Annotated in this window: 21 protein-coding genes; 9 read left to right on the forward strand and 12 right to left on the reverse strand. The window is 67.2% G+C overall.

From position 1 onward, the window contains the following. Positions 1-15: 15 nt before the first annotated feature. From K5K93_RS11665 to aceB, 3 genes are all read right to left on the reverse strand, one after another. Complete coding sequence (locus K5K93_RS11665) at positions 16-1,056, reverse strand: GGDEF domain-containing protein (protein ID WP_080150337.1); 1,041 nt, start codon at positions 1,054-1,056, stop codon at positions 16-18. A 365-nt stretch (positions 1,057-1,421) separates the two neighbouring features. Beyond that, entirely contained in the window at positions 1,422-2,723 is a 1,302-nt protein-coding gene (aceA, locus tag K5K93_RS11670; protein ID WP_025875808.1) for an isocitrate lyase, read from the reverse strand. Between the two features lie 69 nt (positions 2,724-2,792). Then, positions 2,793-4,415, reverse strand: a complete 1,623-nt coding sequence (gene aceB / locus K5K93_RS11675) for a malate synthase A (protein ID WP_117309266.1) — start codon at positions 4,413-4,415, stop codon at positions 2,793-2,795. Positions 4,416-4,524: 109 nt separating this feature from the next. Between aceB and K5K93_RS11680 the strand changes: the two genes are divergently transcribed. Both K5K93_RS11680 and K5K93_RS11685 read left to right on the forward strand, forming a co-directional pair. Continuing rightward, positions 4,525-5,493: a LysR substrate-binding domain-containing protein gene (locus K5K93_RS11680; protein ID WP_033832747.1), complete on the forward strand. Its 969-nt coding sequence runs from the start codon at positions 4,525-4,527 to the stop codon at positions 5,491-5,493. A 330-nt stretch (positions 5,494-5,823) separates the two neighbouring features. Next, positions 5,824-6,732, forward strand: coding sequence for a LysR family transcriptional regulator (locus K5K93_RS11685; RefSeq protein ID WP_032978127.1), 909 nt, complete (start codon positions 5,824-5,826; stop codon positions 6,730-6,732). A gap of 84 nt (positions 6,733-6,816) precedes the next feature. Here the strand turns inward: K5K93_RS11685 and K5K93_RS11690 are convergent, their stop codons facing one another. Continuing rightward, positions 6,817-8,073 carry an MFS transporter gene (locus K5K93_RS11690; protein ID WP_222387965.1) on the reverse strand — a complete coding sequence of 419 codons (1,257 nt, stop codon included), beginning with the start codon at positions 8,071-8,073 and terminating at the stop codon, positions 6,817-6,819. Positions 8,074-8,193: 120 nt separating this feature from the next. After that, a complete protein-coding gene (gene lepB, locus K5K93_RS11695; RefSeq protein WP_025875818.1) occupies positions 8,194-8,820 on the reverse strand; it encodes a signal peptidase I in 627 nt (208 codons plus the stop codon). Between the two features lie 233 nt (positions 8,821-9,053). On the opposite strand from lepB, the gene K5K93_RS11700 reads away from it, so the two are divergent. Then, positions 9,054-9,455: a hypothetical protein gene (locus K5K93_RS11700; protein WP_032978120.1), complete on the forward strand. Its 402-nt coding sequence runs from the start codon at positions 9,054-9,056 to the stop codon at positions 9,453-9,455. Positions 9,456-9,458: 3 nt separating this feature from the next. Beyond that, complete coding sequence (locus K5K93_RS11705) at positions 9,459-9,905, forward strand: hypothetical protein (protein ID WP_025875822.1); 447 nt, start codon at positions 9,459-9,461, stop codon at positions 9,903-9,905. A gap of 166 nt (positions 9,906-10,071) precedes the next feature. Here the strand turns inward: K5K93_RS11705 and dcp are convergent, their stop codons facing one another. From dcp to arfB, 3 genes are all read right to left on the reverse strand, one after another. Next, positions 10,072-12,228 (reverse strand): peptidyl-dipeptidase Dcp, encoded by a 2,157-nt coding sequence (gene dcp, locus K5K93_RS11710; RefSeq protein WP_222387966.1) that lies wholly within the window; start codon positions 12,226-12,228, stop codon positions 10,072-10,074. Positions 12,229-12,339: 111 nt separating this feature from the next. Then, positions 12,340-12,942 carry a lysophospholipid acyltransferase family protein gene (locus K5K93_RS11715; protein WP_222387967.1) on the reverse strand — a complete coding sequence of 201 codons (603 nt, stop codon included), beginning with the start codon at positions 12,940-12,942 and terminating at the stop codon, positions 12,340-12,342. 4 nt (positions 12,943-12,946) lie between these two features. Then, positions 12,947-13,378 (reverse strand): alternative ribosome rescue aminoacyl-tRNA hydrolase ArfB, encoded by a 432-nt coding sequence (gene arfB / locus K5K93_RS11720; RefSeq protein ID WP_025875829.1) that lies wholly within the window; start codon positions 13,376-13,378, stop codon positions 12,947-12,949. A gap of 134 nt (positions 13,379-13,512) precedes the next feature. On the opposite strand from arfB, the gene K5K93_RS11725 reads away from it, so the two are divergent. Continuing rightward, complete coding sequence (locus tag K5K93_RS11725) at positions 13,513-14,031, forward strand: DUF2059 domain-containing protein (RefSeq protein ID WP_032978115.1); 519 nt, start codon at positions 13,513-13,515, stop codon at positions 14,029-14,031. A 307-nt stretch (positions 14,032-14,338) separates the two neighbouring features. On the opposite strand, the gene K5K93_RS11730 is transcribed toward K5K93_RS11725, so the two are convergent. Together K5K93_RS11730 and K5K93_RS11735 are read right to left on the reverse strand one after the other, a co-directional pair. Continuing rightward, positions 14,339-15,076: a pseudouridine synthase gene (locus K5K93_RS11730; RefSeq protein WP_093820814.1), complete on the reverse strand. Its 738-nt coding sequence runs from the start codon at positions 15,074-15,076 to the stop codon at positions 14,339-14,341. A 146-nt stretch (positions 15,077-15,222) separates the two neighbouring features. Beyond that, positions 15,223-15,804, reverse strand: coding sequence for a class I SAM-dependent methyltransferase (locus tag K5K93_RS11735; RefSeq protein ID WP_222391052.1), 582 nt, complete (start codon positions 15,802-15,804; stop codon positions 15,223-15,225). Between the two features lie 309 nt (positions 15,805-16,113). On the opposite strand from K5K93_RS11735, the gene K5K93_RS11740 reads away from it, so the two are divergent. From K5K93_RS11740 to K5K93_RS11755, 4 genes are read left to right on the forward strand one after another with little or no spacing between them, the layout of a single operon-like run. Beyond that, positions 16,114-16,725, forward strand: a complete 612-nt coding sequence (locus K5K93_RS11740; protein WP_093820905.1) for a PIG-L deacetylase family protein — start codon at positions 16,114-16,116, stop codon at positions 16,723-16,725. Then, positions 16,725-17,864, forward strand: coding sequence for a glycosyltransferase family 2 protein (locus tag K5K93_RS11745; protein WP_093820816.1), 1,140 nt, complete (start codon positions 16,725-16,727; stop codon positions 17,862-17,864). Before K5K93_RS11740 ends, K5K93_RS11745 begins: the two co-directional genes overlap by 1 nt. Next, positions 17,851-18,456: an acetyltransferase gene (locus K5K93_RS11750; RefSeq protein WP_222387968.1), complete on the forward strand. Its 606-nt coding sequence runs from the start codon at positions 17,851-17,853 to the stop codon at positions 18,454-18,456. The genes K5K93_RS11745 and K5K93_RS11750 overlap by 14 nt, the downstream gene beginning before the upstream one ends. A 5-nt stretch (positions 18,457-18,461) precedes the next feature. After that, positions 18,462-19,247 carry a YaiO family outer membrane beta-barrel protein gene (locus K5K93_RS11755; RefSeq protein WP_222387969.1) on the forward strand — a complete coding sequence of 262 codons (786 nt, stop codon included), beginning with the start codon at positions 18,462-18,464 and terminating at the stop codon, positions 19,245-19,247. 50 nt (positions 19,248-19,297) lie between these two features. Here K5K93_RS11755 and ubiB read toward each other — a convergent pair whose 3' ends face one another. Further along, positions 19,298-20,953 carry a ubiquinone biosynthesis regulatory protein kinase UbiB gene (gene ubiB / locus K5K93_RS11760; RefSeq protein ID WP_222387970.1) on the reverse strand — a complete coding sequence of 552 codons (1,656 nt, stop codon included), beginning with the start codon at positions 20,951-20,953 and terminating at the stop codon, positions 19,298-19,300. Further along, positions 20,950-21,585, reverse strand: a complete 636-nt coding sequence (locus K5K93_RS11765; protein WP_025875838.1) for an SCP2 sterol-binding domain-containing protein — start codon at positions 21,583-21,585, stop codon at positions 20,950-20,952. Before K5K93_RS11765 ends, ubiB begins: the two co-directional genes overlap by 4 nt. Positions 21,586-21,904: the final 319 nt, after the last annotated feature.

The following is a 21,904-nucleotide window of genomic DNA, read 5'->3' on the forward strand; positions in this document are numbered from 1 at the left end:
CGCCAGGATCTCCGCTCAGTGTCCATCCGGACCATCGGTCCACCGCAGGCAGTTGCCGCCTGCGCGCTTGGCTTGGTACAGCGCACGATCGGCGCGAGCGTACCACTCGCTCCAGTCCGCGTCAGGGGCCAGCAGGCTGGCACCGATGCTGGCCAGGCTGACGTGCGGGGTGCCATGGCTGCGCTCCAGCAGGCCGTGCACCGCGCTGAGGATGAATTCAGCGGCGTGCTGCACGATCTCGACATTGGCCCGGCGCAGGATCAGGCAGAACTCGTCGCCGCCCAGGCGGCAGGCCAGGTCATGTTCGCCGGCCATCGAGCGCAGGATGTTGCCCATGCTCTGCAGCACCCGGTCGCCGGCCTGGTGGCCGTGGCGGTCGTTGATCTGCTTGAAGCGGTCGCAATCGATCAGCAGCAGCGCCTGCGGCGGCCCCTCTTCCTGCGTGCGGCATTCCTGCAGGAACAGGGCCAGGCCACGGCGGTTGTGCAGGCCGGTCAGTTCGTCGGTGCGCACCAGCTCACGCGTGTGGGTCAGCTGGTGGGTGGTGATGTACAGGTTGTCCAGCGCGGCTTCCAGGTCATGGTTGCGCCGCCGCAGCTGGCTGATCAGGGCCTGCTCGTTGGTCAGCACACGCAGGATCGTGCGCCGCAGGAAGTAGGCCACCAGCCCCGGGTCGGACTCGACCAGGCGATGGAAATCAGCCGGTCCCAGCTCCAGCACGTGGCAGTCGGCCATCACCCGCGCGCTGGCGCTGCGCGGATGGTCGCCCATCAACAGGCCGAGCTCACCGAAGAACTCATGCCGGCCGAGTGTCTTGAGCACCAGGTCCTCGCCGAAATCCAGCTCGATCAGGCCTTCCAGGATGATGTACATGCACTCGCCGCGATGGCCGCGGTGGAACAGCCACTGGCCCGCCTGCAGCCGGCAGGGCTGGGCAAACCGGGCAAACAGGGCGACCTCTTCGTCGGAAAGCAGCGCATGCACGATCTCGGCCATCGCCACCTTGGCGATACCGGTTGTCGTGTCGATGTTCTCGGCCGCACCCCTGCCGGTCATTCCCTGCACCCGCCGCCAGCGTCCCCTGGTGAGCCGCGGAGCATATCAGTGAATCAAACTGTGCGCCGCTTCTCAGTTTTGTGAAGATGCGTTGCCCCGCCCTGCATGACTCATCCGTGCCCATTCACACGCGTTGGGCGCAGGAAGAAAGAAAGCCATATCAATAGCTTGCAGTGACCGCGACGCCGATTGTCGCAGCAGCCGCAGATACAACAACGCCGGCAGATCCCCCGATCTGCCGGCGTCGTCTGGCCCTTCCCTGGCCACCCTGATCAGCCCGAGCCCTGGTCGCGCCGGCCGCTGGCCGACAGCATCAAGGACGGCGGGAACACAAAGGGGTGCCGGCCAGCGGCCGGCACACCGGATCACGCAGCCCGTTCGCTGCGCTCGCCATGGAACTGCTCTTCCTCGGTCGAACCGGTCAGCGCCGTGGTCGAGGACTGCCCCTGCTGGATCGCCTGGGTCACCGCATCGAAGTAGCCGGTGCCGACTTCGCGCTGGTGCTTGACCGCGGTGAAGCCGCGCTCGGCCGCTTCGAACTCGGCTTCCTGCAGCTCCACGAAGGCGCTCATCTGCCGGCGCGCATAGCCGTGGGCCAGATTGAACATGCCGTAGTTCAGCGCGTGGAAACCGGCCAGGGTGATGAACTGGAACTTGTAGCCGTAGCTGCCCAGTTCCTTCTGGAACCTGGCAATGGTGGCGTCGTCCAGGTTCTTCTTCCAGTTGAAGCTGGGCGAGCAGTTGTAGGCCAGCAGCTTGCCGGGGAACTTCGCATGGATCGCCTCGGCGAACTTCCGCGCGAATTCCAGGTCCGGCTTGCCGGTCTCGCACCACACCAGGTCGGCATACGGTGCGTAGGCCAGGCCGCGGCTGATGGCTTGGTCCAGGCCGTTGCGGGTCTTGTAGAAGCCCTCCACGGTGCGCTCGCCGGTGGCGAACGGCTTGTCGTTGCCATCGATGTCGCTGGTCAGCAGATCAGCCGCCTCGGCGTCGGTACGCGCCACCAGCAGGGTCGGCACGCCCAGCACGTCGGCGGCCAGGCGCGCGGCGTTGAGCTTCTCGATCGCCTCGCGGGTCGGCACCAGCACCTTGCCCCCCATGTGCCCGCACTTCTTCACCGAGGCCAGCTGGTCTTCGAAGTGCACGCCGGCAGCACCGGCTTCGATCATCGCCTTCATCAGCTCGAAGGCGTTGAGCACGCCGCCGAAACCGGCTTCGGCGTCGGCCACGATCGGCTGCAGGAAGTCGATGTCATCCTTGCCTTCGGCGTGGTGCAGCTGGTCGGCACGCAGCAGCGTGTTGTTGATGCGCTTGACCACCGCTGGCACCGAATCGGCCGGGTACAACGACTGGTCCGGGTACATCTGCCCGGCCAGGTTGGCATCGGCCGCCACCTGCCAGCCGGACAGGTAGATCGCCTTCAGCCCGGCCTTCACCTGCTGCATGGCCTGGTTGCCGGTCAGCGCGCCGAGCGCGTTGACGAAGTCGCGCTCATGCAGCGACTTCCACAGCTTTTCCGCGCCCAGCCGGGCCAGCGAATGCTCGATATGGACGGTGCCGCGCAGGCGCACCACGTCGGCGGCGCTGTAGTTGCGCTGGATGCCTTCCCAGCGCGGATTGGTGTCCCAGTCGTGCTGGATCTGTTCGGCAGTGGGCAGCGTGCTCATGTCTATCTCCAGTTCGGTTCGTGCGGATGCAGCGGGGAAGGAAGCGGCGGGAAAACCGGCATGCAGCGGTCAGTCGATGCGCGCGTACGCCGGCAGGGTCAGGAAGTCGGTCAGTTCGTTGCTGCGGCTCAACTCGGCCAGCAGGGTGATGGCTTCTTCGATGCGGCCGCCACCGGGCAGCGCCGAGGTGTCGCCGAGGCGCGCCGGCAGCTGCGCCAGGGTGGTATCGAGCAGCGCCAGATCGATGGCAGTGCCGTCGTCCAGCTGCTGGCCCGGGGTATGCAGCCACTGCCACAGCTGGCTGCGACTGATCTCGGCGGTGGCCGCGTCCTCCATCAGGTGGTGGATCGGCACGCAGCCGTTGCCATCCAGCCATGCGGCCAGGTAGCGCACGCAGACTTCGACATTGCCTTCGAAGCCAGCGCGGGTGATCGTGCCCGGCGGCCGCGCGATCAGTTCATCGCGACCCACGCGCACATCCTGGCGCAGCACGTGGTGCTGGTTGGGCGTGGGCATGTGCTCGTCGAAGATCGCCATCGCCACCGGAATCAGCGCCGGATGGGCGACCCACGTGCCATCGTGGCCAGCGCTCACTTCGCGCAGCTTGTCGGCACGCACCCGCGCCATCGCCTGCTCGTTGGCGGCGGCATCATTGTTGATCGGAATCTGCGCGGCCATGCCGCCCATCGCATGTGCGCCGCGGCGATGGCAGGTCTGGATCAGCAGTTCCGAATACGCCTTCAGGAACGGCTGGGTCATGGTCACCTGGCCACGCTCGGGCAGCACGCGGTCAGCGTGGCGGCGGAAGGTCTTCAGGTACGAGAAGATGTAATCCCAACGCCCGCAGTTGAGGCCGACGATGCGATCGCGCAGGGCGTGCAGGATCTCATCCATCTCGAACACGGCCGGCAGCGTCTCGATCAGCACGGTCACCTTGATCTGTCCGTGCGGCAGGCCGAGCATGCCTTCGATGTGCGACAGCGCGGTTTCCCACAGCGCCGCCTCTTCCATGCTCTGCAGCTTGGGCAGGTAGAAATACGGACCACGGTCCCTGGACTGCAGCGCGCGCGCATTGTGGAAGGCAAACACCGCCGCATCGAACAGGCCGCCGGCGAGGAACTGGCCATCCACGCGCACGTGCTTTTCGTCCAGGTGCCAGCCGCGCGGACGCACGATCAGCACCGCCTGCTCATCGTAGGGGCGCAGTGCGTAATGCTTGCCATTGGGTGCGGTGTACTGCAGGTCGCCGCGCACCGCAGCGGCCAGCGACTGCTGACCGGCCAGCAGGTTGCGCCAGGTCGGCGAGGTCGAATCCTCGAAGTCGGCCATGAACACCTTGGCGCCGGAGTTCAGCGCGTTGATGACCATCTTCGGGTCGGTCGGGCCGGTGATCTCGACGCGACGGTCCTGCAGCGCGGCCGGCAGCGGCGCCACGGTCCAGTCACCGCTGCGGATCGCGGTGGTGTCCTGGCGGAAGTCCGGCAGGCCGCCCTGGTCGAAGAACGCCTGGCGCTCGCGACGGGCCTGCAGCCGCGCCTGCCGGCCGGGTTCCACTGCCCGGTGCAGGGACACCAGCAGGGCCAGCAACGGCGCCGGCAGCACGGTGGCCTGGCCCGCCACCTGGGTCGCCAGGGCGATGCCCGGCGTGGCCTTGGCAGCGGTGGAGGGAACAGCGGAAGCGACGGCGGACATGGCAGAACTCCAGCGTGGGGGAACGACTCCACCGTGCGGCCGCAACCCCGTATTTGGCAAAACAGTTTTTGCAATGCTTTACATAATTTGTGCTAATACTTGTAACGCCATGACCACACGCACCCCGCCAAGTCCGCGTTTTTCCTACAAATCCGATCGGCTGAAGCCGCTGCGCGCGTTCTGCCAGACGGTGCGTCTGGGCTCAGTCTCACGGGCAGCTGAGGCACTTTTCGTCAGCCAACCGGCCATCAGCCTGCAGTTGCAGGCGCTGGAGCGTGAGCTGGGGGTACCGCTGTTCGAGCGCAGCGGCCGGCGCCTGGTACCCAGCCGCGAGGGCCAGCTGCTGTATGAAATGGCGCAGCCGCTGGTGGAGAGCCTGGACGGCCTGGAAGCGCGCTTCCGCGACAAGGTGCGCGGGCTGGACGCGGGCGAACTGAACATCGCTGCCAACAGCTCGACCATCCTGTACCTGCTGCCGAAGATCGTCGAACGCTTCCGCCAGCATTACCCCGACGTACGCCTGACCCTGCACAACGCCATCAGCGCCGACGGCACCGACCTGCTGCGCGAGGATGCCGCCGACCTGGCGATCGGCTCGATGACCGATGTGCCGGCCGACCTCAGCTATGCGCCGGCCTACCGTTTCGAACAGGTGCTGATCGCCCCGCATGACCATCCGCTGGCCAGCGGTGGCGAGCTGGAACTGGCCGACATCGCCCGTTACCCGCTGGTGCTGCCGCCAAAACGGCAGATCACCTACCGGCTGGTGGACCAGGTGTTCCAGCGCCACCGCATCGCCTACACCGTTGCGCTGGAAGTGGGCGGCTGGGAGGTGATCAAGCAGTACGTGGCGATGGGCATGGGCATTTCCATCGTGCCGGCGCTGTGCCTGAACGATGCTGACCGCGAACGGTTGGCCGCACGGTCGATGAAGCGCTGGTTCCCGGAGCGGAGTTACGGGGTGATCGTGCGGCGTGGCAAGGCGCTGTCGGCGCAGGCGCGGGCGTTCATCGAGCTGATCCAGCCAGAGTTGTTCAGCCCGCGCGATTACGACCAGAGCGGGCATTCGGAGCGGTGAGGGGTTGTCGGCAGGGCTGCGCCCTGCACCTGCCGAATCGACGGCAACGTCAAAGGCAACGGCAACGTCAAAGGCAACAGCGGGATTCCGTGGGATGGCGGGGCGGTGTGGGTGGGCAGGACACGCCCTAAACCCGTCCTTGGGGGCTCGATGGCGCCATCCATGGCGCCAACGGTCCTGCCCACCCACAACGCCCCACCTCTGACAGATTTCCGCGATCCGTCGGAACGGCATGGCCTGCTCTTGGTGGGTGTCGACCTTGGTCGACACGGTTGATCCACGCCATGCGTGGATGACGATTCCCGGCGTCGGGCTGGATAGACTGCATCCATGTCCATCGAACTTCGCCACCTGCGCTACTTCCTTGCCGTTGCCGATACCCTGCACTTCGGCCAGGCGGCCGAGCGGTTGGGGATGTCGCAGCCGCCGCTCAGCCAGCAGATCCGGCAGCTGGAGGAACTGATCGGTGCGCGCCTGTTCGTGCGCAGCCATCGCCGTGTGCAGCTGACCGCTGCAGGGGAACTGCTGCAGGAACGTGCGCGCAGCATCGTGCAGCAGGTGGAATCGGCGGTGGATGAAGTGCAGCGCGCGCAGCGTGGCGAGCAGGGTGAGCTGCGTATCGGCCTGACCCGGGCCACGCCGCTGTCACCGCAGATTCCGCGTTCGATCCTGCAGTACCGCCAGCAGTATCCGCAGGTGCGACTGCAGCTGAGCGAGATGAACACCCTGCAGCAGATCGATGCGCTGCTCGATGGCAGCCTGGATGTGGGCATCATCCGCAAGCGCACGCTGCCGGCCGAGCTGGTGGCGCACAGCCTGTTCGTCGACCCGCTGGCGTTGATCGTGCATGCCGACCACCCTGCCCTGCGTCGACTGTCCAAAGGCGGCACGCTGGCGTTGCGTGATCTGGCGCAGGAACCGTTCGTGGCGTTCCGCCGCAGCGCCGGAGCAGGCATCCATGACCACATGATCGCGCTGTGCGCGGCAGCGGGTTTCACCCCGCGCATCGTGCAGGAAGCCGGTGAGGCTTCGACGCTGATCAGCCTGGCCGCTGCGGGACTGGGTGCCGCGATCCTGCCTTCGTCGTGCGACCACATCCGGGTGGAAGGGGCGCGCTTCGTGCCGCTGGCCGATGCCGGCGCGCATTCGGAAGTGCAGTTGGCGTGGCGCCGCGAGGGGGTGACACCGTTGATCCGCAATTTCGCCGGGCTGCTGCGCGAGGCGTTTGCCGAAGCGTGAAGTGCCGCGCTGCGCGCTCGCCGGGCACGGCCCGGCGCTACCGCTGGCCCACCCAGGTAGCGCCGGGACCATGCCCGGCGGGCGTCAGGCGGTCACCGGCTGCGGCGCGCGCTGCTGCAGCGCCCACACGATGCCACCACCGATGAGGGTCAGCAGCGCGGCGAACGCGCACACGCCCAGCCAGTCCCATGCGGCATAGGCCAGCCCCCCCACGCCGCCCAGCACGCTCGAGCCCAGGTAGTAGGCAAACAGGTACAGCGCCGACGCTTCCGCACGCATCGAACCAGCACGGCTGCCGACCCAGCTGCTGGCCACCGAATGGCCACCGAAGAAACCGAAGGTCACCAGCGCGATGCCCACTGCCATCGCCGGCAGCCACGGCATCGCCAGCAGCACGATGCCGGCGGCGATCAGGCCGAAGGAGATCGCCAGGATGCGACCGCGTCCATGGCGCGTGGCCTGCTGGCCCATCCACGCCGAACTGAAGGTGCCGACCAGATACACGCTGAAGATCAACCCGACCACGGTCTGGCTGAGGTGGTACGGCGGCGCCAACAGGTGGTAACCGAGGTAGTTGTAAAGGGTGACGAACACACCCATCAGCACGAACGAGGTGGCGAACAGCCACGGCAGGCCGGGATCGGCGAACAGCGTGCGCCAGCGCGCGGGCAGCTGGCGCAGGCCACTGCGACTGGCCTGGAAGTGGCGCGAAGGCGGCAGCTGCAGCCACAGCAGCACGGTGCTGGCCATGGCGATGATCGAGACCACGCCGATGCCCCAGCGCCAGCCCCAGTGGTCGGCGATGATGCCGGCCAGCAGGCGCCCGCTCATGCCACCGATGGCGTTGCCGCCGATGTACAGGCCCATCGCCAGGCCCAGCGCGCGGCTGTCCATCTCTTCAACCAGGTAGGTCATCGCCACCGCCGGCACGCCGCTCAATGCCAGCCCCAACAGGGTGCGCAGCACCAGCAGGGTGGCCCAGTCGTCGACCAGTGCGGTGCACAGCGACAGCGTGGCCGAGGCCAGCAACGCAACGATCATCAGCGGGCGCCGGCCGACCGCATCGGACAGCAGGCCCGCCAGCAGCATGGCCACGGCCAGGGTGCCGGTGGTCAGCGACAGCGACATCGCGCTGCCGGCAGCAGACACACCGAAGTGGCGACTGAACTCGGGCAGCAGTGGCTGCACCGTGTACAGCAGGCCAAAGGTCGAAAAGCCAGCCAGGAACAGCGCCAGCGCGGTGCGGCGGAAGGCCGGCGTCGCCTGCTGGATGCGGGTGTCGACGGGAGCGTGGTCAGTACGGGGACGGTCGGCGAGGGCCGCCGGGGTATCGCCAGTCATGGGAGCGGTGGGCCGTGGGGGCGGCCGGATTGGAGGGGACGGGCCCCAGACTAGGCCCGTCCATCCAGTCGATCCATAACCTGATAGGTCATGATTGATACTTCTGGCATATCGATAAGCTTACAGCCGCTGCCACTCGAAGCCGTCGCCACGGCGGTAGTACACCGCCACTGCGCGACCATAGATCTTGTCCGCATCGACAAAGCCGAAGAAGCGACCGTCGAAGCTGTTGCCACGATGGTCGCCCAGCACCAGCACCTTGCCGGCGGGCACCTGTAGGTCCGCGATGTCCGGGCCACCGCCGCTGTCCAGATCGAGGCTGGCGCGGCGCTCACCGAAAGCTTCGGTGTCGGCCAGGTCGGCGATCTGCAGCGGCTGGCCGTTGATGCTCAGGTGGCCATCGCGCAGCTGCACGTGGTCGCCGGCCACGGCGGCGACGCGCTTGATCAGGCGGGTGCCGTCGGCCGGTGAATCGAACACGGCCACCTCACCCCGCTGCGGCGTGCCGGTAGCCAGCAGTTCCTGGCTGGTGAACGGCAGGCGCAGGCCGTAGGCGCGCATGTCCACCACCACCCGGTCACCCGGTTGCAGCGTCGGCTGCATCGAACCGCTGGGCACGACGTAGTGGTTGGCGAGGGTGTCGCGGGCGGCAGCGAGCAGGCCCAGCATCACCAGCAGCGGCAGTGCCTCCTTCTTCAGCCAGGTGAGCGCGCGCTCTGGGAACGGCGGACGGGCTACAGCATCCATGTCAGGCTCCGGGTGGTGGGTGGGCGTCAGACCGCAAGGGCAGGCGTGAGGTTCCCGCGCATCATGCCGGTCTCCATGCCCGTGCCGATCAACGGTCGGCAGCCACCGGGTGCATTCCGGCCCGACGTTATGAAGGTTTTACGCCCGGGCCGGGAACTGGGCATCGCACCTTTACGGCCCCCACGCGCATCGTGTGCCTACCGCGCCGCAGGGCGCTTTGCGCAAGGTGTTGTATGACCCTCCTGGTGATCCGGCATGCGTCGCCGTCGGTGCCGCGTCCGCTGCTGCCGGCCGAGTTGTCCGGCCATCCGGTGCTGTGCACCGACTGCGCCAGCCTGGCCGATGTGCGCCAGTGCCTGTGCCAGCCGCAGGCGCGCACCGCGGACTGGGTGCTGCTTGATGTCGGCGTCGCCGACGAGGCGCAATGGTGTGCCGAGGGCGGTGCGCTGCAGGCGGCGCTGGACGGTCTGCCGGCGGAGTACATCGAACTGCAGTCGCCACACCAGCCCGGCCTGGAAGCGCGCCTGCGCCTGCAGCACGGCCCGGCCGCCGTGGTGGTCGACCAGCGCAGCCAGCAGGCGGGTTATCCGCTGTCATTGGCCATCGTCAGCCGTCGCCTGGCACGGGAGGGCTGAGCCATGTCGATCTTCATCATCCGTGGCCCGGAAGCGGCTGGCGCGTTGATCCGCACCGCCGCGCCGCTGCCGGCGCCGGTACTGAAATCACTGGTGCACCGTGCGATCGATGCGGGCACCAGCGTGGCGATCCGCGCCTGCGGTTCGGAGCAGGAACTGCTGGACGCGCTGCGCGTGGCCGACCACAGCCGTGGCGAGGTGACGCTGCTGGATCCGGGCGCATGTGCCGACAGCCTGCGCCTGCAGCGGCTGCTGCCCTACCTGCACAACGCGTACGTGGAAGTGCATGACGATGGCGCGGTGGCCGAGCCGTGCCTGCCGGCCGGCGTGGGCCAGCGCCTGGGGATCGCAGCCGGCTATGGCGCGCAGAGCTATGTGCTGGCGCTGGATATCGCGCTGGATCACCTGGGGTTGGCCGAGCAGGCGAACCGGGTGCATGTAGGGACGTGATGGCCGGGCTGCGCCCGGCACCCGGGGGTAGTGCCGGCCGCTGGCCGGCAACCTCAACAACAGCAACAGCGGAGGCGGGCATTGCGTGGGATGGCGTGGATGAGCGACACAATGAAAAACGGCGGGGTTGCCCCCGCCGTTTTGTTTTTCGTACTTCAGGCCGCGCTTACTTCAGGCCGCGGAACTTCAGCAGCGGCTCCACCGACGGATCCTTGCCGCGGAAATCGCGGTACAGGGTCGACAGCTCCACGCTGTTGCCGCGCGAGAGGATCTTGTCGCGGAATTCCTGGCCGTTGGCGGCGGTCAGGCCACCGTGTTCGGTGAACCACTGGTAGGCGTCATGGTCCAGCACTTCCGCCCAGAAGTAGGCGTAGTAGCCGGCCGAGTAACCGCCACCCCAGATGTGGTCGAAGTAGGTGGTGCGGTAACGCGGCGGCACCTGCGGCAGGTCGACCTTGAACTTCTTCAGCGCGCTCGCTTCGAAGGCGCCCACATCCTGCAGCGGGGCATCGGCCTTCTGCGTGTGCCAGGCCAGGTCGAGCAGTGCCGCCGACAGGTACTCGGTGGTCGCATAGCCCTGGTTGAAGCTGCGCGCCTTGAGGATCTTGTCGACCAGCTCCTGCGGCATCGCTTCGCCGGTCTTGTAGTGCTTGGCGTAGTTGGCGAACACCTTCGGGTCCAGCGCCCAGTGTTCGTTGAACTGCGACGGGAACTCGACGAAATCGCGCGAGGTGGCGGTACCGGCGATCGACGGGTACTTCACGTTCGAGAACATGCCGTGCAGTGCATGGCCGAACTCATGGAACATCGTGGTGACGTCGTCGAAGCTGATCAGCGCAGGCTGGCCAGCGGCCGGCTTGGTGAAGTTGCAGACGTTGTAGACCACCGGCTTGGCACCGGTCAGGCCGTCCTGTTCGACGAACACGTCCATCCAGGCGCCACCGGACTTGCTGTCACGCTTGAAGTAGTCGGTGTAGAACAGGGCCAGCGAGGTGCCGTCCTTGTCGAACACTTCGTACACCTTCATGTCCGGGTTGTAGGTCGGAATGTCGGTGCGCGGCTTGAAGGTGATGCCGTACAGCTGGGTGGCGGCGTAGAAGACGCCGTTCTGCAGCACGTTGTCCAGCTCGAAGTACGGCTTGATCTGCGACTCGTCCAGATCGTACTTGGCCTTGCGCACCTGCTCGGCGTAGAAATCCCAATCCGAGGCGGCCACCTGGAAACCACCCTTCTGGGCGTCGATCACCTTCTGGATCTCACCGGCTTCGGCACGCGCCTTGGCGGTGGCGGCAGGCACGGTGTCGGTCAGCAGCTTCAGTGCGGCCGCCGGGGTCTTGGCCATCTGGTCGCCCAGCTGGTAGTCGGCGAAGGTGTCAAAGCCGAGCAGCTTGGCCTTCTGCGCACGCAGCTGGGCCAGGCGCTGCACGGTCTGCCGGGTGTCGTTGGCATCGCCACGCTCGGCACGGGTTTCCGAAGCCTTCAGCACGGCGGCGCGCTGGTCGCGGTCGGTCAGCGAACCGAGTACCGGCTGCTGGGTGGTGTTCTGCAGCGGCAGCAGGTACTTGCCCTCCAGCTTGCGGTCCTTGGCGGCGGCGGCGGCATTGTTGACCGCGCCCTCGTCCAGGCCGGCCAGCTTGGCCTTGTCGTCCACCACGACCGCAGCAGCGGCGGTTGCAGCCACCAAGCGGGTGTGGAACTGGGTGGACAGCGTGGTTTCTTCCACGTTGAGCTTGCGCAGGCTCGCCTTGTCGGCGTCGGACAGCTGCGCGCCGGCGCGCACCAGGCCGTCGTAGTAATGCTCGACCAGGCGCTTCTGCACCGGATCCAGGCCCAGCGTCTCGCGCTGGTCGTACAGCGACTTCACGCGCGCGAACAGCTTCGGATCGAGGTTGATCTCGTCCTGGTGCGCGGCCAGCTTCGGCGCCACTTCTTCCTGGATCTTCTGGCGGGCATCGTTGGTGTCGGCCTGGACCAGGCCGAAGAAGATGCGCGACACGCGGGTCAGGGTCTCGCCGCTGCGCTCCATCGCCACGATGGTGTTGTCGAAGGTGGCCAGCTCGGCGCTGTCGGCGATCTTGCGCACGTCGGCCAGATGCTGGCGCATGCCTTCTTCGAAGGCCGGCAGGTAATCGCTGTCCTTGATCTTGTCGAACGGCGGTGCCTGGAACGGCAGGCTGCTGGCGGTCAGCAGCGGATTGGTGGAGGCTTCGGCCGGCTGCTGGGCCGGTGCATTCTGGGCTTCGGACACGGGGGTGGACTCCTTGCCGGAACAAGCCGCCAGCGCCAGGCTGATGGCGGCGGCCAGGACTACGGTACGCGACATGTAAAACGCTCCTTGGGCAGACGGTACGGGATGGCAGCCGTCCACCCTACTCCTGTCACGGGCGCCCGGCATGTGCCGGACGTGGCGTCTACGCTGCCGGCGGCGGCTGGCTCAGACCGTGCCGCGGGTCTTGCCGATCCAGGGCCGGTAGAACTCGCGGATGGTCGCCATGTCTGCGGCGTCATCGCCGGTCGGCGTGAACAGCGGGCCGATGCCGATGATCTTTTCCGGGTAGTGGAAATACGCGGCCAGGATCGGCACGTCGGCCATCCTCGCAATCTTCAGGAAGCCGGCCTTCCAGTCCTTCACCGCCTTGCGGGTGCCCTCGGGGGTGATGGCGAACCACATCTTCTCGTTGTTGCGCAGCAGGTCCACGGCCTGGCCGACAGTGCCCTGCGGCGAACTGCGATCCAGCGGGATCACGCCCAGCTTGTGCAGCAGCGGGCCCAGTGGCCACCAGAACAGCGAGGCCTTGCCCAGCACCTTCACTTTCATGCCCAGTGCGATCTTGGCGGCCATGCCCCACAGCCCGTCCCAGTTGGACGAATGCGGGGCGATGATGAAGACCAGCCTGGGAACGTTCGGCAGCGTACCGGTCACTTTCCAGCCGCCCATGCGCAGCGTGCAGCGCGCCAGCCAGCGCAGGAATCGGTTGGGCTTGACCTGCGGCATGTTCGGCGGAATGGCCGGCAGCAACGGCGTCGGGTTGTTCAAGCAATCACTCCCAGTCACGTGATGAGCGCCCGCGCTTGATCTGCGCACGCCCGCGTTTGGCGTCCAGACGACGCAGTTTCGACCCGAAGGTCGGCTTGGTGGCCTTGCGTGGTTTGGGCACGCTCAGCCCGGCCTGGATGAAGGCCGCCAGCCGCTCGCGCGCATCCTCGCGATTGCGATCCTGGGTGCGGAAACGTTGCGCGTCGATGACCAGCACGCCTTCGCCGGTCATGCGCCGGTCACGCCGCGCCAACAGGCGCTCGCGCAGCGGCTCGGGCAACGAGGGCGAGCCGGCCACGTCGAAACGCAGTTCCACCGCGGTGGAGACCTTGTTGACGTTCTGGCCGCCGGCACCACTGGCACGCACGAAACGCTCGACGATCTCGCCGTCGGGGATTTCAAGCTGCGCGCTGATGATGACCGGTCCACTGCCCATCCGCGCATTGTAGCGGCAGCCGCGTTGCCGTGGCTGCCATCACGCCCCGTATGCCGCCGATCAGGCACCGAACACGCCGCCTTCGCCTTTGCCGGGGGTATGCTTGCCATCCCGTGTACTGCAGGACGCTCCGCATGATCCGCTTCGTTCCCTCCCTGCTGCGCCGCGCGACCCTGCTGCTGGTGCTGGCCGCAGCAAGCGCGCCGGTGCTGGCCGCAGCCCCCACCGATGGCGACATCAACCGCCTGCTGTCGGCCTCGCGTGCGCAGAGCATGATCGACACCATGTTGCCGCAGATCGAAGCGATGCAGCAGCAGCAGTTCCAGCAGGTCGCCGCACAGCGCAAGCTCAACGCCCAGCAGCAGGAACAGCTGCAGCGCATCCAGGCCCGTACCAGCCAGACCCTGCGCCAGGCACTGTCGTGGCAGCAGCTGCGGCCGATGTACGTGGACCTGTACAAGAAGACCTTCAGCAAGGAAGACGTGCTGGCCATGGCCGAGTTCTACGAGAGCCCGGCCGGCCAGAGCCTGCTCGACAAGACCCCGGCGCTGATGCAGAACGTGATGGTGGCGATCCAGACGCGCATGCAGCCGCTGTTCGCCGATCTGCAGAAGGATCTGGAAGCGATCGTCAACGAGCCGGAAAAGAAGTAAGGCGGTAGCGCCGGGCCATGCCCGGCGAGCGCGAAGCGCGGCCGTTTCATCGCCGAAGCCGCCGGGCATGGCCCGGCGCTACCGCTACGGGACCTGCCAGCCGAACAGGTCCAGCGCCTTGATGCAGAATGTGATGGTGGCGATCCAGACGCGCATGCAGCCGCTGTTCGCCGATCTGCAGAAGGATCTGGAAGCGATCGTCAACGAGCCGGAAAAGAAGTGAGGCGGTAGCGCCGGGCCATGCCCGGCGAGCGCGAAGCGCGGCCGTTTCATCGCAGAAGCCGCCGGGCAGGGCCCGGCGCTACCGCTACGGCACCTGCCAACCGAACAGATCCAGCGCCTTCTGGAATTCACCGTCGACCGGCGCGCGCACGTCCACCGTGCCGCCATCCGGATGCGGAAAGCGCAGGCGCTCGGCGTGCAGCAGCATGCGGTGCACACCCTGCATGCGGAAGTTGCGGTTGTGCCGGCCATCACCATGGCTGGTATCGCCGATCAGGTGATGTGACAGGTGCTTGAGATGGCGACGGATCTGCCGGAAGCGCCCGGTCAGCGGCTGGCAACGCAGCAGCGCATAGCGCGAGCTGGTGAACTCGCCCACCGGTACCGACAGTTCGCCGGTAGCCAGGCGCTGGAAGTCGGTGACCGCCGGCTTCTTCACCGGCTTGCCGGGACCACCGTCCAGATCGTGGTCGACCTGCCAGGCCTCCTCGGCCGGCCAGCCACGGCAGATGGCCAGGTAATCCTTGCTCACCTCGCCGCCCATCAACGACTTGCCCAGCGCACTGGCCGCATCACGGTCGAAGGCCAGCAACAGGCAGCCGCTGGTGGCGCGATCCAGGCGGTGGACCAGGAAGATCGGCCGGCCCAGCTGCTCGCGCAGGCGATCGGCGAGGAAATCATCTTCGCCACGGGCCAGCTTGCTGTCATGGACCATCAGCCCGGCCGGCTTGTTGACCACGGCCAGCCGTTCATCCAGGTGCAGCAGCTGCAGGGGCGCGGTTTCAGTCTCGACCGCAGCGAGGGTGTCAGGTTCGGTACTCACCGCGCGATTATCCGGATGACGCGCTGAACAGGGTAGTGCCGGCCGCTGGCCGGCAACGTCGAGGTCGCCCGATGACTGCGGTTGCCGGCCAGCGGCAGGCACTACCGCACCAGGCCAGCGACCCGCGCTACCGGGATGGCGCCCGGTCAGGTATTGCGCAGCGCCAGCAGTTCGCCATTGCCCACCGGCACCAGGCTGGTGGTGAACGCCGCGTCGGCGGCCAGCAGGGCGCGCAGCGGCGCCATCTCATCGGCATGCGTGGTGGCGTTGTCGACCACCAGCAGGCCGCCGGGGCGCAGTACCCGACGCAGCTGCGGCCACCAGCCCGCGTACTGCCCGCGATCCGAATCCAGGAACAGCAGGTCGATGCAGCCCTGCGCGGCCTGCGCCAGCCACTGCCCGGCATCACCGTGGACCAGGTTGATGCGCTCGCCCAATCCACTGCGGGCGAAATTCGCGCGGGCCATCGCCACCTTGTCGGCAGCGAACTCCAGCGTGGTCACCTGGCCATCGATCGCGGCCGCTGCTTCGGCCAGCCACAGCGTGGAATAACCGTTGGACGTACCGATCTCCAGCACGCGGCGGGCGTTGCCGAAACGCACCAGCACCGACAGCAGTTCACCGGTGTCGGCGGTGATGTTGAGCATGCGCCGGCCGCGCTCGGTTTCGTTCGCATCGTTGTGGGCGCCGAAGCGGGCCAGTTCATCCTTCAGTGCATCCAGGTCCATCGGCTCGCTCTCCGCGCTGTGGGCAAACACCGGATGGCGATGCACCAGCACCATTCTCGCTGCTTCCACGGCGCGCGTCCGCATCGACGTACTGACGTCATCGGCCTGCCCGGACGCCTTCGCCAATCAACGGCGGCCAATCCCGCTGCCCGCCACGTTGTTGCGCGGCAAGGCCTGCGCCGCGCGTCGGCCGGTTTTCGTAATGTTCCTAGGCCCTGTTCCATCTGGCCATTGCGATAGTCCGCGCCCGCAGCAGTGCGTTCAACACCTCTGCCGCGCTCCCCCTGGATTTCCCGCAAGGACATGGCCATGGCCCACGACATCCTGGCAATCGGCGCCCACCCTGATGACATCGAACTGGGCTGTGGCGGCAGCCTGGCCAAGCTCGCCTTCGCCGGCGCCCGCATCCATGCCCTGGTGCTGAGCCGGGGTGGCCGCGGCTGCCACGATGGTGCCGACCGCAGCGACGAATCACATCGCGCGCTGCGGCAGCTTGGTGTCCGGCAGGTGCTGCAGCACGATTTCCCGGACACCTGTTTTCCCTCCTGCCGCAACGCCATCATCGGTTCGCTGGAGCAGGCGTGCGCGGCCATTCGGCCACAGCGCGTCTACACGATGTGCGGCGAAGACCATCATCAGGACCATCGCACCGTCCATGAAGCTTCGATCGTCGCCTGTCGCAGCGTCCCGCAGATCCTGTGCTACGAAAGCCCGAGCACGCTGCCGCAGTTCGCGCCCCAGGTGTTTGAAGACATCAGCGTGCAGCTGGAACTGAAGATCCGTGCGCTGCGCGAACACGCCAGCCAGGGTGATCGCCATTACATGCAGGAAAGCCATCTGCGCTGCCATGCCCAGTTCCGCGGCCAACAGGTGGGCATCGGCCCCAGCGAGGGCTTCCTGCCCCATCGGCTGGTGCTGTGATGAAGACCCTGCTGTTCCTGGCGATGTGTGCCTTCATCGTCGTGCGCCTGCTGGTCCACGCAACGCGCAGGCCCAGCGGGCAGCTGCGCAGCATCGATGCGATCGTGCCGGCCTACAACGAAGCACCGTGCCTGCAGCGTTCGCTCACCGATCTGCTGCACAACCCGTACATCGCACGGGTTATCTGCGTGAACGATGGTTCCACCGATTCCACCGCGCAGGTACTGGACACGCTGCAGCTGCAGTGGCCAGGCCGCCTGCTTGCCGTGCACCAGGCCAACACCGGCAAGGGCGGGGCGCTGATGCACGGGCTGCAGCATGTGACCACCGCCCAGGTGTTCCTGACCGATGCTGACACCCGCGTCGATCCACGCAGTACCGGCCTGGGGCACCTGCTGGCGGAAATCGAACGGGGCGCCGACGCAGTGGGTGGCGTGCCATCGTCCTGCCTGCAGGGCGCCGGCTTTCTTCCACACGTGCGGGCCAGCCTGAAGCTGCCGATGATCGTCATCAAGCGCAGCTTCCAGCAGTGGCTGGGCGGAGCGCCGTTCATCGTCTCCGGTTCCTGTGGGCTGTTCCGCACCAGCGTGCTGCGGAAGGTGGGTTTTTCCGACCGCACCCGCGTCGAAGACCTGGACATGTCCTGGTCTCTGGTGGCCCAGGGCTACCGGGTACGGCAAAGCATCCGCTGCGTGGTGTACCCGCAGGAATGCAGCACGTTGGTGGAGGAATGGCGCCGCTGGCGGCGCTGGATCGTCGGCTACGCGGTGTGCATGCGCCTGCATCGGCGGTTGCTGCTGACCCGCTTCGGGCTCTTCAGCATCCTGCCGATGATCCTGCTGGCGCTGGTGGGGATCGCCGCTGGGCTGCAGGTGGGATTTGGCGCCGCCAGGGTGCACGGCCCGGCTGGCCTGGTGGTGGCGGTGGTGCCGCTGGTGTGGATCTGCATCGTGATGGCGCTGGGGCTGGTCAGTGCCGTGCACCACCGACGTCCCTGGCTGGTACCGGCCGCAGCGTTCTCGGTGCTGTATGTGCTGCTGGCCTATGCGGTCTGGCTGGTCCATGGACTGAAGGGACTGTTCACCGGCCGCGAGCCCGCGCGCGACAAGCCGACGAGGTATCCGCATGTGGTGGAATGACCTGGAGGCAATGGCGGGCGCACTGGCACTGCTGCAACCCGACCTCGATCCGCGCGCGGACATCTCACCACGGGCCACGATGCGTGGCGCGGTGCATGTCGGCGCCGGCAGCCGCATCTGTGATGGCGCCCATATCCAGGGTCCGGTGTCGATCGGGCGCGACTGCCTGATCGGCAACCACGTGCTGCTGCGCGGCCCGCTGTGCATCGGTGACGACACCCGTATCGGCTTCTGCAGCGAGCTCAAGAATACCGTGGTCGGCCGTCGGGTCAGCATCGGTCCGCAGTGCTTCATCGGCGACAGCCGCATCGACGACGACGCCTATCTTGGCGCCCTCGTGCGCACCAGCAACCACCGCCTCGACGGTGCTTCGATCGACGTGCATGTCGACGGCCAGGTCATCAACAGCCAGCGCGACAAGCTTGGCGCGTGGATCGGCGCAGGTGCGGCGCTGGGTGTCGGCGTGATCATCCTGCCCGGTCGCATCATCGCGCCGGGCAGCCAGTTCGGTCCGCGGATCACCGTGGAACGGAATCTGCCCGCAGGCCGCTATCGCCTGCTGCAACACCTGCATTCCCAACCCCTGGAGTAATCACCATGCGATTCATCACCCATGGCGCACTACCGTGCGTCCTGCTGCTGGCCGCCGCCAGCGCCCACGCCGGCGTCGACCGCGTTTCCCTGCAGCTGGACCACACCGAATACAACGAAGGCTTCGGCAAGCGCGACGTGCAGACGATGGATGTAGCCGGTCGCGCGGGCACCAGTCGCTGGCACCTGGGCCTGGCCCACGGCGAGCGCGACTACGGCACCGCCCGCTACAGCGGAAACCGCGCACAGGGTTCACTGCACCACGACTGGTCGGCCTCCTTCGCCACCCGTACATCGCTGATGGCTTCCAACGACGATCCGGTCTTCGTCAACCGCCAGATCAAGCAGGACATTCTGTGGACGGTGGCCAGCAGGACGGTGCTGAGCGTGGGCGGCAAGTACGCCGAATACCACGGCAGCAGTTACGTCAGCGGTTGGTCGATCGGTGCTTCCCACTACTTCCCGCGAGTGACGGCATCGGTCAAGCATGAGCGCCATCGCCAATCCAATGGTCCTGATGGCCACGGCAGCACCATCTCACTTCGCCTGAAGGACAGCCATGGCCATGGCTCGACCCAGCTGTGGCTGGGCACCGGCACCTCGGGCTACACCGCCGAGGCCGACCCGCTGCTGCTGCGCGAGCACGATGCCAAGCGCGTGTTCCTGCGCCGCAGCCAGCCGCTGGGAGAGCACCTGGTGCTCGACGTCGGGCTGGGCAAGACCTGGCACAAGACGCGCCTGGATCGTTTCCAGAGCCTGCATTCGCAGGTGGGGCTGGGCTACCGCTGGTAAGCCGGTCGGCGACGACGGTCCGCTGTCGTCGCTGCTTCAGCAGGTGGCCGTCATCGCCACCACGCACGCGCCAATGCGAACGCTCCGACCGCACCGGACACCCAGCTCCACGCCGGCAGGTCGCCCCAGTACCAGCCCGGCGGCTGCAGCACGTACATCAACGCGGCGATCGCCAGCAGGCCGACGCCGGTGATCGCACCGACCGCATGCTTCTGCAGGCGCTGCACGCTGGCGTCCAGCGCAACCAGATCGCGCGAGCGCATCGCCAGTTCATGGCGACCTTCCACCTGCTGGGTCAGCCAGGCGTGCACCAGGCGCGGCATGTCCGGCGCATGGGTCATGATTTCCGGCAGGCGCTTGCCGATCTCGCGCACTACGCGGCGCGGGCTGTAGCGCTCGCGCAGGATCTTCGCCAGCACCGGCTTGGCCACGGCCCAGATGTCGATCTGCGGGTCCAGCTGGCGGCCGACGCCTTCGATGTTGAGCAGGGTCTTCTGCAGCAGGATCAACTGCGGCTGCAGGGTCAGCTGGTAGCGCTGGGCCACGCGGAACAGCTTCATCAGCACTTCGGCCAGCGAGATCTGCGACAGCGGGCGGGTGAAGTACGGCTCGCACACCGAACGCACCGCCGCTTCCAGATCATCAATGCGCACGTTGTCGGGCATCCAGCGCGCCTGCACGTGCAGTTCGGCGATGCGGCGGTAGTCGCGGTTGAAGATGGCCATGAAGTTCTCGGCCAGGTAGTACTGATCTTCCTGCGAGAGCTGGCCCATGATGCCGAAGTCCAGCGCGATGAAACGCGGGTTGTCGCGGCGCATCGGATCGATGTCGACCCAGATGTTGCCGGCGTGCGCGTCGGCATGGAAGAAGTTGTCGCGGAACACCTGGGTGTAGAACACCCGCACGCCCTTGGCGGCCAGCGCCTTGCGGTCGATGCCGGCCTTGTCCAGCGCGGCGATGTCGTCGGAAGGAATGCCCCATACCCGCTCCAGGGTCAGCGCGCGTTCGGCGGTATGGCTCCAGATCACTTCCGGTACGTACAGGTCGTCGGAGTTCTCCCAGAAACGGCGCAGCACGCTGGCATTGGCGCCTTCGCGCTGCAGGTCCAGCTCGGCCGCCAGGGTGTTCTCCACCTCGGCCACCACTTCGCGCGGGCGGATCTTGTCGGCGCGCGGATGGGTGCGCTCGACCAGCGTCGCCAGCGAGTTGAGCAGGGCGATGTCGGCGTCGATCTGCTTTTCGATGCCCGGGCGCAGCACCTTGACCACCACCTGGCGGCCGTCGGCCAGGGTGGCCGCGTGCACCTGTGCGATCGACGCCGAGGCCAGTGGCTCGGTATCGAAACTGGCGAAGGCTTCGCTGACCGGCAGGCCCAGCGCTTCCTCGACGATGCGGCGTGCGGTCTCGCCGTCGAAGGGCTTGACCCGGTCCTGCAGCAGGGTCAGCTCATTGGCCACGTCCGGCGGCACCAGGTCGCGGCGGGTGGACAGGATCTGCCCGAACTTGACGAAGATCGGCCCCAGGTCCTGCAGCGCCAGGCGCAGGCGTGCACCCCGCGACTGTGCCGCGATGGCGGCCGATGCGCGCGGAACGAACGGCTTGGCCAGGCGCAGCCAGCGCTCGGCCGGGGTGCCCTGCAGCAGGTCGTCGAGGCGGTAACGCAGGATCACCCGGCCGATGCGGCTGGCCCGCAGCAGCGCCTTCATGCGGCACCCCGCAGGCGCTGCACGCGTGCGCCGAGGCGCTCGACATCGTCGCGCAGCACGTCCACGTCATCGTGGAAGGCATCCAGTTCGGCACGTGGTACCACGTCGCGCGATTCCTCGGTGATGAATTCAGCGGCGCTGTGGGCGAGGTCGATCGCGCCCTGGCGGGCATGCTGCAGGGCGCTGCGCAGGGTGTTGGCCACCTGCACGCCCAGCACGTCGCCGAACACGCTGACGAACGGCTGCTGCCAGTCCGGATCGAAGCCCTTGGCCAGCTGCTGCAGGCGCCGCGCCAGCTCGGCATCGCCGGCCACGCGCACGCGGCCCTTGCCGTTGTCAGCGCCCTGGCGGGCACGCGCCAGCAGCGGCAGCTGTGCCAGCACGCCGGCCAGGCTGCTGCGCACGGCCAGGTCGGCTTCCTGCGCATCCACCGGGCCGACACGCAACTGGTCGCCGTCGACGCTGATGCGCATTGCCAGCGGTGGCGCGTCCAGGGTCAGGTCGATATGGCGACCGTCGAGGCTGGCCAGGGCGTGGCGGGTATCCGGATCCAGCGCCAGCGCGCGGTTCAGGGCGATCTGCAGGGCACGGCCAGCGACCGGCTTGAGGGACTTGAGCAGGGAAAGAGCCATGTGCGCATTCTACCTGCGTGGGTGGGGGGCTTGGGCCGGGCTGCCGCCCGGCACCCGCAGAAGCAACGGCAACATCAAAAGCCGGAGCAACAGCAACAGCGGGCATTCCGTGGGGAGGCGGGGTGGGTCCGGTAGCCATGGTGCTTGCGGTAGTGCCGGCCGCTGGCCGGCAACCTCAGTCGGTTGGTAGGTGTCGACCTTGGTCGACACGGTAGATCAGGGGCATGCGCAATTGACGCGTGCGAAGGGATTCCTGGTTCATCTGTGCCTCACGCGGAAGGCCGATGAAGGTTCATGCTATGGAGCCACGCAACGCACA

Source organism: Stenotrophomonas sp. DR822 (genome assembly GCF_019793815.1).
Taxonomy (GTDB): Bacteria; Pseudomonadota; Gammaproteobacteria; order Xanthomonadales; family Xanthomonadaceae; genus Stenotrophomonas; species Stenotrophomonas indicatrix.